The following is a 13,664-nucleotide window of genomic DNA, read 5'->3' on the forward strand; positions in this document are numbered from 1 at the left end:
CTCTGATAGACGCATGACCGAACCAAGACGAAAACGCGGCGCCGAACGGACCAGCAACCGCGGGCCCGCCGCCATTCCGCAGCTGCCGCCACGGCGCGTGGTCAACCCTTACCCGCCGATGGCGGTGCTTTCGGCCGGCCAGATCGAGGCCATTCATCAAGCCTCGATGCATATTCTCGAAAATTTCGGCATCGAGGTGATGAGCCCGCGAGCGCTCGCGCTGTTCGAGCGCGCCGGCGCGAAGGTCGATCACAGCTCGATGAATGTGCGCCTCGATCGGGGCATGGTCGACGAAGCGCTGAAGACGACACAGGCCAGCTACACACTTAGGCCACGCAACCCGGCTCACGCCGTTCATCTCGGCGGCAACACGATCAACTTCACGCTGGTGGCCGGGCCGCCCAATGTGCACGACATGGAGCGCGGCCGCCGCGCCGGCAATCTCGCCGACTATTGCGATCTCGTCCGGCTGGCGCAGCATTTCAACTGCATCCACATGCTGGGGAACCAGGTCTGCGCGCCGATCGAGCTGCCGGCGAATTCGCGGCACCTCGACACCTACTTCGCCAATCTGACGCTGACCGACAAATGCTTCCATGTCTCGGCGATCGGCCGGGGCAGGGCGCTGGACGGCATCGAGATGATGGCGATCGCGCGTGGCTTGACTCTCGACCAGATCGGCCGGGACCCCGGCGTCACCACCATCATTTCCGTCAACTCGCCGCGCCGCTTCGATGAGATGATGGCCGAAGGGCTGATGACCATGGCCGAGTTCGGCCAGTCGGTGGCGGTGACGCCGTTCACTCTGATGGGCGCGATGAGCCCGGTGACGCTTGCGGGCGCGCTGGCTCAGCAAAATGCCGAGGCACTGTTCGGCGTCGTGCTGACCCAATTGGTGCGGCCGGGCGCGCCGGTGATGTATGGCGCCTTCACTTCCAATGTCGACATGAAGTCCGGCGCGCCGGCCTTCGGCACGCCGGAGAACACCAAGGCCAACATCGCCTCCGGGCAATTGGCGCGGCGCTACAATCTGCCGTACCGCACGACGCCGGGCTCGGCGTCCAATGCCGCCGATGCGCAAGGCGCCTATGAGACGCTGATGGCGCTGTGGGGTGCCGTGCTTGGCCACGGCAACCTCGTCTATCATGCCGCCGGCTGGCAGGAGGGCGGACTGACGGCCTCATTCGAAAAACTCATCATCGATGTCGAGATGATGCAGCACATGATGGAATTCCTGCGACCGATCGTGGTCGACGAAGGCGAATTGGCGGTCGACGGATTGGGCGCCGTGCCCACCGGCGGCCACTTCTTCGGCGAGCCGCATACGCTTGAACGCTATGCCACCGCCTTCTATCAGCCGATGCTCTCCAACTGGCAGAACTACGAGGCTTGGCAGGAGGCCGGCGCGCTTGACACGACGGCGCGCGCGACCCGGCTCTGGAAGAAGGCGCTGGGAGAGTACGTTCAGCCGACAATGGACCCAGCCGTGCGCGAGGCACTTGAAGTCTATATGGCGCGCCGCAAGGAAGCGATCGGGCAGGGCGAGCCGTGACGGTTTTGGAACGCTGGCGCCGCCCCTCATCCGCCTTCCGGCACCTTCTCCCCGTGAAGGACGGGGAGAAGGGAAGCGCTACAGCGCTGGCGACCCCTCTCCCCGTTTTTCACGGGGAGAGGGCAAGGTGAGGGGCAGCGCCGACGTTTGAGGAGAGACATGCCTCTCATCCTGAATCCACTCAGTCATCCAACTCACTGAAACAACGAGAAGAACCCATGAAGTCGCATGCAAAGGTCGTGGTCATCGGCGGCGGTGTTGTAGGATGTTCCGTGCTGTTCCATCTTGCCCGCCACGGCTGGACGGACGTGGTGCTTCTGGAGCGCGATGAGCTGACCTCGGGCTCGACCTGGCACGCGGCCGGCGGCATGCACACCATCAACGGCGATCCCAACGTCGCCAAGCTGCAGAAATACACGATCTCGCTCTACAAGGAGATCGAGGAGCTTTCCGGCCAGGCGACGGGGGTGCATCTGACCGGCGGCGTGCTCTTGGCAGCAACCGAGGCGCGGCTCGACTGGCTGCGCGGCGTCGTCTCCAAGGGCCGCTATCTCGGCATCGACCTCGAGGTGATCTCGGCGAAGGAAGCGGCCGAGTTGATGCCGCTCATCGATCCGAAGCAATTCGTCGGCGCCGTGCGCAACAAGGAGGACGGCCATCTCGATCCCTCCGGCGTCACCCACGCTTACGCCAAGGCGGCGCGGAAGCTGGGCGCGGAAGTGGAGCGCTTCACCAAGGTCGAGGACATCGTGCGCCGGCCCGACGGGCTGTGGCGGGTCATCACCAACAAGGGCGATGTGATCACCGAGCATGTCGTCAACGCCGGCGGGCTTTGGGCGCGCGAGGTCGGCCGCATGGTCGGGCTCGAACTGCCGGTGCTCGCCATGGAGCACATGTATCTGATCACCGAGGACATGCCGGAGGTCGCCGACTGGAACAAGAAGACCGGCACGGAAATCATCCATGCGGTCGACTTCGACGGCGAGCTCTATCTGCGCCAGGAGCGCGGCGGCATGCTGATGGGCACCTACGAGAAAGCCAACAAGGTCTGGTCCGAATTCTCCACACCATGGAATTTCGGCCACGAGCTGTTGGAGCCGGATATCGACCGTATCGCGCCCTCGCTCGAAGTCGGCTTCCGTCACTTCCCGGCCTTTCAGAAAACCGGGATCAAGCAGATCATCAATGGCCCCTTCACCTTTGCGCCGGATGGCAATCCGCTGGTCGGTCCGGTGCGCGGCCTGCCGGGCTTCTGGGTCGCCTGCGGCGTCATGGCGGGTTTTTCTCAAGGCGGCGGTGTTGGCCTGGCGCTCTCAAACTGGATGATCGAGGGTGATCCCGGCGCCGATATCTGGGCGATGGACGTGGCGCGCTACGGCGACTGGGCGACGATGGCCTACACCAATGCCAAGGTGCGCGAGAATTACTCGCGCCGCTTCTCGATCCGCTTCCCGAACGAGGAACTGCCGGCCGGGCGTCCGCTGAAGACAACGCCCCTTTACGACACATTGTCGGCCAAGGGCGCGCAATGGGGCGTCGCCTTTGGGCTGGAAGTGCCGCTCTGGTATGCGCCCGACGGCGTCAAGGACGAGTTCTCCTGGCGCCGCTCGACCGATTTCGACCATGTCGGCAGCGAAGTGGCCGCCGTTCGCAACGGCGTCGGCATCTCGGAGATCTCGAGCTTCGCCAAGTACAAGGTGACGGGCGAGGGGGCGGCGGCCTGGCTCGACCGGATGCTTGCCTGCAACCTGCCCAAGCCCGGCCGCATGACGCTGGCGCCGATGCTGAAGGAAGACGGCAAGCTGATCGGCGATTTCACGCTCGCCAATGTCGGCGAGGGCGACTGGTTCGTCGCCGGCTCCGGCGTCGCCGAGCAGTACCATATGCGCTGGTTCGAGGCGCATCTGCCGAAGGACGACTCGGTGCAGATAAAATCGCTGGGGCAGAAGCTCACCGGCCTAGCCATCGCCGGGCCGAAAGCGAGGGCGGTGCTGGCCAAAGTCACCCGCGCCGACGTCTCAAACCCGGCGTTCCCATTCATGGCCGTCGCCACGATCGATATCGGCATGGCGCCGTGTCTTGTCGGCCGCGTCAGCTACACCGGCGATCTCGGCTACGAGATCTGGATGGCGCCGGAGTATCAGCGCGCCGCCTACCAGGCGCTGATCACGGCCGGCGAGGAATTCGGCATCGGCCTGTTCGGATCGCGCGCGCTCAATGCGCTCAGGCTCGAAAAGAACTACGGCTCATGGGCGCGCGAATACCGGCCGATCTACGGACCGGTCGAGGCCGGGCTCAACCGTTTCGTCGCCTATGGCAAGGAGGCCGACTTCATCGGCAAGGAAGCAGCACTTGCCGAGCGCAAGCAGGGCGGCAAGCTCCGGCTGCGCGCCTTCATCGTCGAGACCACTGATGCCGATGTCATCGGTGACGAGGCGATCTGGCATGACGGCGTCGTGCGCGGCTGGGTCACGTCCGGCGGCTATGCGCACAATGCAAAAAAGTCCATCGCCATGGGCTACGTGCCGAAGGAGATCGCCGACAGGCCCGACGGCTTCGAGATCGAGATCCTCGGCAAGCGCCACGCCGCGCGCATTCAGGCAACGCCGCTGTTCGATGCCAATTTCGAGCGGATGCGCGCCTGAAAAACAGGCGCGCGTCCGCACAGGGCATCAGGCGCTGCGGCGGTTGTCGAGCGCGAAAGCGCCGGGACCGGCAAAGACCAGATAGAGGAAAATGAAGCAGAACGAGATCGCCGCGTCGCCGCCATTGTTGACGGGGAAGAAGTCGCGCGGGAAATGCGCCATGAAATAGGCGATGGCCATTTCGCCGCAGAGCAGGAACGCCACGGGGCGGGTCAACAGCCCCAGCGCCAGCAGGATGCCGCCGGCGAATTCAAGGATTGCGGACGTCAGCGCGAGCCCCGTCAGCGCCCCGGCATGGGCGCCGGCGGGGAAATTGAACAGCTTCTGGGTGCCGTGCTCGGTGAACTGCAGCGCCGTCATGATGCGAAGCACGCCCAGCGCCTGCGGCTGATAGCGGGAGAGACCTTCAAAAAGCTTCATCTAAACTCCATCTTGCCCTTCTCGACCCGCCATAATTTATCGCCCGGAAGCGGGCCATTCACTTCCCATGCCCCGCCATCAACAATCGGTGAGTGGGCATGGTTTCATGTCTTCTCGTCCACTCTCTCCATGGTTGCAATTGTCTCTCATAAGTTGTATTAATGCGCGGATACACAAAATGATCCGGGAATCCAATCGCCATGAAAAAATTCGCCATCAGCCTCTTCGCATTCCTTGCAGGCACGAGCTTCGCCATAGCTGCCGATGCTGGTTGTGATGCCTTCAAATGGCCGGTGACACGCGAGCAGGCCCTGTTTCCGTCAGCGTCCGCCGCCCAGTCCGGCGCCGCCCTGACAGTCGGGCAAGCGGCGGATTTCGCACTTGCAGCGGTCGACACGATCGGCTTCGAACTTCCGCCGGGACGTGCACCGGCAGCCGGCACGTTTGGCGCGATGGCAACCGTGACCGTACCGGCTGAAGGAGAGCTCCAGTTCAGCCTGTCCGATGAGGTCTGGATTGATGTCGTCCAAGACGGCCGCGCGGTGAAGTCGGCGGGCTTCAGCCGCGCAAAGACCTGCCCGGGCATTCGCAAGAGCGTGCGCTTCAAGCTGTCCGCCGGTCCGGCCACCGTGCAGCTCAGCGGCGCCAAGAAGGCCGATCTCAAAGTGGCGGTGCTGACGCCGGAGTGACGCCCAAGAGGGCGACGCCGGCGCCGGGCCAGCGCTCCCCTCTGCCCGGCCCGACCTCCGCGCAGCTGCGCCGCGGCTGCGGAGGATGGACCGGACATCTGCCCCACAAGGGGGGCGGCAGTTTCTATCGCCCAGGCGCCAGCAGCGCGAAATGCGCGCCCTGCGGGTCCTGGCATTGGATGATCCACTGCGCGCTCGGCACCTCCATCGGTCCCATCAATACCTTGCCGCCATTGTCGGTGACGCGCTTGGCGGCGGCGTCGATCGCGTCGACGTTGAAATAGAACTGCCAGACCGGGACCGGGATCTGCGGCGGCTTGTTCATCATGCCGCCGCCGGATTCGGGGCCGGCGCCGAAGGTCTGGTAGATGCCCATCTCGCCCATGTCGAACTGACCGGCGCTCTCCCAGCCGAACTGGCTGGAATAGAAGTCGAAAGCGGCTTTCCAGTCCGAGGTGTAGAGCTCGTGCCAGCCAACATGGCCGCGCGTGGTAGCGGGTACCGGCGGCTGCTCGGGCTGGTTGGGCTGCAGGAACATGAAGGTCGCGCCCTGCGGGTCGGCGACGACGGCGAAGCGACCGACGCCGGGAATATCATCCGGCGCGCGATGAACGGCACCGCCGGCCTCCTTGAGCGCCTTCGTCGAGGCATCGACGTCCTTGGTGTAGATGTAGCCGAGCCAGGCCGGCGGCATGCCCATCTTGGCGGCATCCTCTGGCATCGTCATCAAACCGCCGACGCCGCGCAGGCTGGAATTCATCACGATATAGCGCGGCATGCCCGGCGCCTTGTCGAAGGGCTCGGCCCGCCAGCCGACGACGGCAGTATAAAAAGCCTCGGCGGCGTCGAGGTCGGTGGTCATCAGTTCGTACCAGAAGAAGGGTTTTGCGGCATTCGGCATGGTCGGTCTCCTCACCGGTTCAGGCAGCGATCGCGGTTCCGATCCATCATAGGACGATCTCGGCGACAGAAATCCGACATCTGGACCAGAAATCGAGAACGGCAAGGCGCTCATGCGTGTCACTCAAAAATGCGCAGCGGTTTTTGGGCGGCCGACACGCATCAAAAACGGAGCTTCTGGATCGGGGTGACGGGTAGGGGCACGTCGCTCAGGCAGCCGCTCGAAAGGGTGGCAAAGACACTGGCACGCGCATGCGGCCATGTCGGTTCCGGCGCCGAATATCTTTACAACACCGTCAGCCACCTCGAAACATTCGGCATCCATGACCGCAATCTGTGGCGCCTGCAGGAACTCGTGGCCGACGAGATCAGGTCGATCCATCCCTCCAGGATTGAAAGCGCTGAACCGACAGACATCGGCGTCGCGATAATATGAGTACGACTATCATGTTTTGTCCAAGCAATACAGCAGCTTGGCCGAAAATTGACCAATTGATAAAAAAATAAAACGTGCTAGCCTTCCTCAAAACAAACAAGGGGAACTGGAATGGCGACTGGTCATTTCATCGAAGGCATAGCCGGCGGCCGGCTGTCTGCGGAGCAATACGCCGATAATTTTTCCGACCTGCACCCGCCGCTCGATCACCACGAGGCGCTGGTTGAGGCCGATCGCTGCTATTTCTGCTACGATGCGCCGTGCATGAATGCATGCCCGACCTCGATCGATATCCCGTTGTTCATCCGGCAGATCGCGACCGGCAATCCGCTGGGCTCGGCCAAGACCATTTTCGACCAGAACATTCTTGGCGGCATGTGCGCCCGCGTCTGCCCGACGGAGACGCTGTGCGAAGAGGTCTGCGTGCGCGAGGTCGCGGAGGGCAAGCCGGTGCAGATCGGCCGGCTGCAGCGCTATGCGACCGATGTCGCGATGGATGAGGGCAAGCAGTTCTACAAGCGCGCCGAACCGACCGGAAAAACGGTCGCCGTGGTCGGCGCCGGGCCAGCGGGCCTGGCGGCGGCGCATCGCTTGGCCCGCCACGGCCACGATGTGACGATCCTCGAAGCGCGGCCGAAGGCCGGCGGCCTCAATGAATACGGCATCGCGGCTTACAAGAGCGTCGACGATTTCGCTCAGGCCGAGGTCGACTACGTCACCGCGATCGGCGGCATCGACATCCAGAACGGCAAAGCGCTCGGACGGGACTTCCAGCTTTCCGACCTGATCCGCAACTACGATGCGGTGTTCCTTGGCCTCGGGCTCGGCGGCGTCAATGCGCTGCGCGCCGAAGGCGAGGATACGGATGGCGTCGCCAACGCAGTCGAGTTCATCGCCGAACTCAGGCAGGCAAGCGACCTTTCCAGCCTGCCGGTCGGCCGCCGCGTCGTCGTCATCGGCGGCGGCATGACGGCGATCGACGCCGCGGTGCAGTCGAAGCTGCTCGGCGCCGAGGAGGTGACGATCTGCTACCGGCGCGGCCAGGAGCATATGAATGCCTCCGGCTTCGAGCAGGATCTGGCCGCCGCGAACGGCGTCACGATCCGCCACTGGCTGCAGCCGAAGCGCGTCATCGCCGAGAACGGCAAAGTGTCGGCGATCGAGCTCGAATACACAGCCATGAATGGCGACAAGCTCGCCGGTACCGGCGAAATGCTGAGGCTCAACGCCGACCAGGTGTTCAAGGCGATTGGCCAGAGCTTTGTGCCGGCTCATCTCAACGGCAGCGTTGCTTCCATCGAGCTCGATGGCGGCCGCATCAGGGTCGATGCCGAGGGCCGCACCTCGCTGGCGAAAGTCTGGGCGGGCGGCGACTGCATCTTCGGAGGCGACGACCTGACGGTCTCGGCCGTGGCGCAAGGCCGCGACGCCGCCGAATCCATCCACCGGGCACTGACCTCTAACGGGAGGGCATGAGCATGGCAGACATCCGCAACACCTTCGTCGGCATCAAGTCGCCAAATCCGTTCTGGCTGGCTTCGGCGCCGCCGACCGACAAGGCCTATAATGTCGAACGCGCCTTCAAAGCCGGCTGGGGCGGCGTGGTCTGGAAGACGCTTGGCGAAGAGGGCCCGCCGGTCGTCAACGTCAACGGCCCGCGCTACGGCGCGATCTGGGGCGCCGACCGCCGGCTGCTCGGCCTGAACAACATCGAGCTGATCACCGACCGCGACCTGCAGACCAATCTGCGCGAGATGAAGCAGGTGAAGATGAACTGGCCGGATCGGGCGCTGGTCGCATCGATCATGGTGCCTTGCGAGGAGGAAAGCTGGAAGGCGATCCTGCCGCTGGTCGAGGAGACCGGCGCCGACGGCATCGAGCTCAATTTCGGCTGCCCGCACGGCATGAGCGAACGCGGCATGGGCTCGGCGGTGGGCCAGGTGCCGGAATATATTGAGATGGTGGTGCGCTGGTGCAAGCAGTACACGCGCATGCCGGTCATCACCAAGCTGACGCCGAACATCACCGACATCCGCAAGCCGGCGCGGGCCGCCAAAGCCGGCGGCACCGACGCGGTGTCGCTGATCAACACCATCAACTCGATCACCGGGGTCGACCTCGACAGTTTTGCGCCGCAGCCGACCATCGACGGCAAGGGCTCGCATGGCGGCTATTGCGGCCCGGCGGTGAAGCCGATCGCGATGAACATGGTGGCCGAGATCGCGCGCGATCCGGAAACGCACGGCCTGCCAATCTCGGGCATCGGCGGCATCACAACCTGGCGGGATGCTGCCGAATTCATGGCACTCGGCGCGGGCAACGTGCAGGTCTGCACGGCGGCAATGACCTATGGTTTCAAGATCGTGCAGGAGATGATCGCGGGGCTGGAGAACTGGATGGACGAGAAGGGCCACGCCTCGCTGTCCGACATCATCGGCCGCGCCACACCCAATGTCACGGACTGGCAGTATCTCAACCTCAACTATGTCGCCAAGGCGCATATCGACCAGGACGCGTGCATCAAATGCGGGCGCTGCCACATCGCCTGCGAGGATACCTCGCACCAGGCGATCACCAGCATGGTCGACGGCGTCAGGCATTTCGAGGTGATCGAGGCCGAATGCGTCGGGTGCAATCTTTGCGTCAATGTCTGCCCGGTCGAGGGCTGCATCACCATGGAACCGCTGGCGGCCGGCGTGCTGGATCAGCGCACGGGCATGCCGGTGTCGCCGGTCTACGCGAACTGGACGACGCATCCGAACAATCCGATGGCCAAGGTGGCCGCGGAGTAGGGAACACTTTTGAACGAAATGCGGCGCCTTCGGGTGCCGTTTTTCGTTACCTATTGCAGATAATAATTATCCATGATAGGTACTATCCATGAATTGGAGCCAAAGATCGTGAAGCTGGGAGAGGGCGTCGAAGCGGCGATCCACTGCGCCGCCATGCTTGCCGGCGTCGACGGCAACAGCACCATGTCGGGCGCAGCGATGGCCGAGGCGTTCGGCCTGTCGCCGAGCTATCTCTTGAAGCATCTCAATCAGCTGACAACGGCGCGCATCCTGGAATCCGTGCCGGGGCCGGCAGGCGGCTACAGGCTGGCGCGGCCGGCCGAGCGGATCACGCTGCTCGACATCGTGCTTGCCGTCGAGGGCAGGGAGCCTGCCTTCCGCTGCGGAGAGATCCGCCAGCGCGGGCCGGTCAAGCTAGACGCGTCGGCCTATGTCAAACCGTGCGGCATCAATGCCGCGATGCTGAAGGCCGAGCGCGCCTATCGTGCCGCCCTTGCCGAGGCAAAGCTCTCCGACATCGTCGCCGATTTCATGAACGACGCCGATCCCCGCACCGTCGCCGCAAGCTGCGCCTTCGTCGAACGCCATCAGCGGCTGCAGAAAGTTCAACAACCAAGCAAAGCGTGAAAGGTAAGAGAATGAAACAGAGGCTGCAATTCTTCGCCAAGGCGCCTGAAATCATGAAGGCGGTGATGGCGCTCAACAAGGCCGTCGAGGAGTGCGGGCTGGAAGAAAGCATGATGCACCTGGTCAAGCTCAGGGCTTCGCAGATCAATGGCTGTTCCTATTGTGTCGAGATGCACAGCCGCGAGGCAAGGCGAGATGGCGAAACGGAACAGCGGCTATATCTGGTCGCCGCCTGGAAGGAGTCGCCGCTGTTTTCCGAGCGCGAGCGCGCCGCGCTCGCCTGGACCGAGAAGGTGACGAACATCTCCGACAACGGCGTTCCGGACGATCTCTACGCCAGGACGCTGGAGCAGTTCTCCGAGGAAGAGCTGGTCAAGCTGACGGTGGTGATCGGCATGATCAACACCTGGAACCGGCTCTGCGTGTCGTTCCACGCCATTCATCCGATGCCGGCCGCCAGGGCTGCCTGACCATCCAAAGCCGCGCGGATCGCAAAACGTTCCGCGCGGCTTTCATTTGCGAGATCAATGAATGTTTGAGAATTTTCAGAACGAGATTCTGTTTGCCGCGCGCCTGCTGCTCGGCGGCGCCTTCGTCATTGCCGGCCTGCGCAACGCCCAGCACAAGACCTGCTCATCCTGATGGTGGCGGCACGCGGCGTGCCGTAGGCAGGGCCGGCATTGTGGCTGGGCATGTCCTGCAGGTCGCTCCGGACTGCTGGTGATCGGCGGCTTATGGACCGGGCTGGTGGCAAGCCTGACCCCGTTCCTGATCGTCGCGACGCCGATGTTTTGTGGCTCTCCTCCAGATAGGTCTCGACCAGGCCAGACATCTTTTTCAAGATGGTCGTCATGGCGCGGGCGATCGTTGGGTTTGCCGAGGCCTCAAAAGTGCTGAACCGGCCCTCACGGTGGAGGATCGATAGGATCCTTTCGGTGCTGATCTGTTCGCGCGGGATTTCGTCCAGACCGACCGAGAATACGTCAACAAACTGACCTACCTTGCGTGTGGCCGAAAGCAGCTGGCTGATCGGCAAACAGGATCTCGGTTCGCCAATGTCGGCGCAGCCTGTGTGCCACCCGATGAAACGCCCGCAGAACTTTTCGCTCCAGCCATGGCCTGTTCTCCAGGTTCTCCGGAAAACGCGGATCACTGTGCATTGCGAGCGCCGGAGCATCGATCAAATTGGATCCGTTGGGATAGAAGACCTGTGTCTGAACGCAAAGGGCCGGGATCACCTGATAGGATTTCAGACTGCGGGCTATTCCACAGGCGGGGTTGAACTTCACATGGTCCACCGCGTCCGAGAATACTCTTGTGAGTGCTAAGAGGCGCTCGGCCGCCACTTTCGACAGGATGTATCCGCCGGACCCCCAGAGAAAGCTCCGCAGAACCGCCAGTTTGAAGGTGCCGGGTAGCGGAGAAATCACGCGGTCAAGCCACGCTCTTCCGGGGACTGCTTCGATCTTGATGATGTCCGCGTCCGCGGGAATCCAGCAGGTGTCCTCACCCAGGAACAGTGCCGCTTGCTTGGATATCAACATGTCGTCTTCGAAAACGCAGCCGTAGGCGTCCGGGCCCGACACGATCCGCTCCCAGCATTTACGGTGGCTCAGGAAGCACCCCACCTCTTCCGGCGTCATCGTGGCCGCGCCAGCGACGGGCTTGTGGACGTCCCAAATTTCAGCGTCGCTGAGCAGCCGCCCGTCGACCGCCGGGACTCGTTCGAAGGCTGCTCCGATCGAGTTGAGGCGATCGACCATCCGCTGCCATCTGTCGGGGCTGCGATCCAAGTTGATGACGTACGATTTCATGGCGTTGGTCGTCAGCTTTGCTGGCAGATCAGTCTCTTTGAACTGCTCTTGAGGTCGGCGATTTAGTTTGAGACCGTCACCTTGTCTCAGCACGTTTCGGCTGGTTGGCATCACATCTGGGTGATGGACGGATCGGTGTTGGACTCATGGGAGCGATCCTTGCCTGTCGATGGTTGAAAGTGGGGATTTGGCCGGCTTTGCCGTGGCTCTTCGGCGTGCGGTAGCTGTTGCATTCGTGCAACTGCACGTGATCACAATTTCGAGAGCTTAAACGTGTAGTTGTGATCCACGAACCCCCAGAGATACGACTGCGTCGATCCATGCGGGAGGCTCGCATGAAACTTGCATTGCTTTGTTCGGTCGCGGTTCGGGCGATCTCGTCACCGGTCCTGGCGGCGGACCTCGTCCAGCCAGTCGCCGCCATGCCTTTTTCGTGGACCGGCTTCTATGTCGGCGGCCAGATCGGCGGCGGGTGGAATGACAGCCATTGGTCGGGGAATTTCTTCCTTCTCTTCAACACCAACGGGTCCGGGGGGAATTTCGGAGGCCAGATCGGCTACAATTACCAGATCGGCCAATATGTCCTCGGCATTGAAGGCGACCTCGCGGGCTCGACCGTAAAGGGCGACGACCAATGTGGTCCAAATGCCACATTCACCACCTGCGAGACCAAGCAGGATTACCTGGGCTCGGTGCGTGGCCGTCTCGGATACGCTTTCGACCGTTTCTTGGTTTATGGCGATGGTGGTATCGCATTCACTAAGTACAAATTCACCGCGTTTCAGCCTTTTGTTCAGACCTTCGGGGGCGGATCGCGCGTCGGCTGGACCGCTGGCCTTGGCGTTGAATACGCCTTCACCGATCACTGGACCGCCGGAGCGGAATGGAACTACTACGACTTCGGCACCAGGAGCGGCTTTGCCAGTGTGGTACCGATTGCTCCGGTCGACAATCGCGACACGGAAAATGTCGTCGTCGGCAAGATCAACTACAAATTCTGAGGCGCTCGGTGGGTTCATAGGAGCCGCCCCTGCCTGTCGTTGCTTGGGGGTGGCCTCGCTGCAGCGGCCTTCGCGACGCCGATGTTTTAGATTTCTGGGATCATCAGGGCCGGATCGCGCCTCACGCATCAACGGCTTCGTCGCCAATGTCGCCTTACCCAGCGGCATTCTGGCACTGATCACGCACTATGCCTGACAACTGCGGATTCCGCACAATTGAGCGGCGCCGCGTTAATCGGTTTGTCGCGATTGTCCTGTATTGGCAAAAAACAGGTTCGCCCGTCGGAGCGTTCATGGAGCAGAGCTGGACTGCATTCTGGGCACGCGTTTCGGATGCCTTCCACCAGGCGCTGTTTCCGTTCCGTGCAGTCGCGGGAGCCTTCGGCCAGCATCCGAGCGACATTCAGATATGGTGCTTTCTGTGCGGCGTCTTCTTCCTAGCGGTCGTCGCCATAAAGACCTATGGCGACATCATGCTCAGGCGACGCGGCGCCTTTGCCACCGGCAAGGTGATCGGCATCGACAAGTCGAGCGACGGGCCGGACACGCCGATCATCGAATTCGCCGACCGACTGGGCAAGACCTGGCGTTTCGGATCGCATCTGCCGGTCAACGGAACGACCGGGAACGTCGGCGCAGTGGTCGAAGTGATTTATGACCCTCTCCACCCGAAGCGGGCGCGGGAAGTCGGCCGCCCGCTGATGAAGGCCGTCCACCTGGCTGTCTGGTATGCGGTCGTCGCCGGGCTGATGGTGCTGGCCTTCTTGCCCGGCCTCTTTTCCAATTGA

12 protein-coding genes and 1 pseudogene are annotated in these 13,664 nt (G+C 62.8%); 10 read left to right on the plus strand and 3 right to left on the minus strand.

The genetic code is table 11. The features are described from left to right. Positions 1 to 13: 13 nt before the first annotated feature. Both CK218_RS22460 and CK218_RS22465 read left to right on the plus strand, forming a co-directional pair. Positions 14 to 1,552, plus strand: a complete 1,539-nt coding sequence (locus CK218_RS22460) for a trimethylamine methyltransferase family protein (RefSeq protein ID WP_095828931.1) — start codon at positions 14 to 16, stop codon at positions 1,550 to 1,552. A gap of 218 nt (positions 1,553 to 1,770) precedes the next feature. Beyond that, entirely contained in the window at positions 1,771 to 4,197 is a 2,427-nt protein-coding gene (locus CK218_RS22465) for an FAD-dependent oxidoreductase (RefSeq protein ID WP_095828932.1), read from the plus strand. A gap of 27 nt (positions 4,198 to 4,224) precedes the next feature. On the opposite strand, the gene CK218_RS22470 is transcribed toward CK218_RS22465, so the two are convergent. Then, a complete protein-coding gene (locus CK218_RS22470) occupies positions 4,225 to 4,617 on the minus strand; it encodes a DoxX family protein (protein WP_067328942.1) in 393 nt (130 codons plus the stop codon). 200 nt (positions 4,618 to 4,817) lie between these two features. Here CK218_RS22470 and CK218_RS22475 point away from each other — a divergent pair, with 200 nt between their 5' ends. After that, positions 4,818 to 5,306: a hypothetical protein gene (locus CK218_RS22475; protein WP_095828933.1), complete on the plus strand. Its 489-nt coding sequence runs from the start codon at positions 4,818 to 4,820 to the stop codon at positions 5,304 to 5,306. A 124-nt stretch (positions 5,307 to 5,430) separates the two neighbouring features. Here CK218_RS22475 and CK218_RS22480 read toward each other — a convergent pair whose 3' ends face one another. Continuing rightward, positions 5,431 to 6,207, minus strand: a complete 777-nt coding sequence (locus tag CK218_RS22480; protein ID WP_095779082.1) for a VOC family protein — start codon at positions 6,205 to 6,207, stop codon at positions 5,431 to 5,433. A gap of 174 nt (positions 6,208 to 6,381) precedes the next feature. Between CK218_RS22480 and CK218_RS22485 the strand changes: the two are divergent. The 5 genes and pseudogenes from CK218_RS22485 to CK218_RS22505 form a co-directional block, all read left to right on the plus strand. Next, positions 6,382 to 6,642, plus strand: a pseudogene (locus CK218_RS22485) (gamma-glutamylcyclotransferase); the annotation flags it as partial. Between the two features lie 111 nt (positions 6,643 to 6,753). Beyond that, a complete protein-coding gene (locus CK218_RS22490; RefSeq protein ID WP_066990587.1) occupies positions 6,754 to 8,118 on the plus strand; it encodes an NAD(P)-dependent oxidoreductase in 1,365 nt (454 codons plus the stop codon). Positions 8,119 to 8,120: 2 nt separating this feature from the next. Next, entirely contained in the window at positions 8,121 to 9,434 is a 1,314-nt protein-coding gene (gene preA / locus CK218_RS22495) for an NAD-dependent dihydropyrimidine dehydrogenase subunit PreA (protein ID WP_095828934.1), read from the plus strand. A 108-nt stretch (positions 9,435 to 9,542) separates the two neighbouring features. Further along, positions 9,543 to 10,061 (plus strand): Rrf2 family transcriptional regulator, encoded by a 519-nt coding sequence (locus CK218_RS22500; protein ID WP_066990982.1) that lies wholly within the window; start codon positions 9,543 to 9,545, stop codon positions 10,059 to 10,061. A gap of 11 nt (positions 10,062 to 10,072) precedes the next feature. After that, the gene (locus CK218_RS22505; protein WP_095828935.1) at positions 10,073 to 10,531 is read left to right on the plus strand and encodes a carboxymuconolactone decarboxylase family protein; all 459 of its coding nucleotides are present in this window, start codon (positions 10,073 to 10,075) and stop codon (positions 10,529 to 10,531) included. 513 nt (positions 10,532 to 11,044) lie between these two features. On the opposite strand, the gene CK218_RS22510 is transcribed toward CK218_RS22505, so the two are convergent. Continuing rightward, on the minus strand, positions 11,045 to 11,875 hold the full coding sequence (locus CK218_RS22510; protein ID WP_179294574.1) for a glycosyltransferase family 25 protein: 831 nt from the start codon (positions 11,873 to 11,875) through the stop codon (positions 11,045 to 11,047). A gap of 335 nt (positions 11,876 to 12,210) precedes the next feature. Between CK218_RS22510 and CK218_RS22515 the strand changes: the two genes are divergently transcribed. Then, on the plus strand, positions 12,211 to 12,876 hold the full coding sequence (locus CK218_RS22515; protein ID WP_095828937.1) for an outer membrane protein: 666 nt from the start codon (positions 12,211 to 12,213) through the stop codon (positions 12,874 to 12,876). A 293-nt stretch (positions 12,877 to 13,169) separates the two neighbouring features. Further along, positions 13,170 to 13,664, plus strand: a complete 495-nt coding sequence (locus CK218_RS22520) for a DUF3592 domain-containing protein (protein WP_095828938.1) — start codon at positions 13,170 to 13,172, stop codon at positions 13,662 to 13,664.

The organism is Mesorhizobium sp. WSM3879, from assembly GCF_002294915.1.
In the GTDB taxonomy this organism is placed as follows: domain Bacteria; phylum Pseudomonadota; class Alphaproteobacteria; order Rhizobiales; family Rhizobiaceae; genus Mesorhizobium.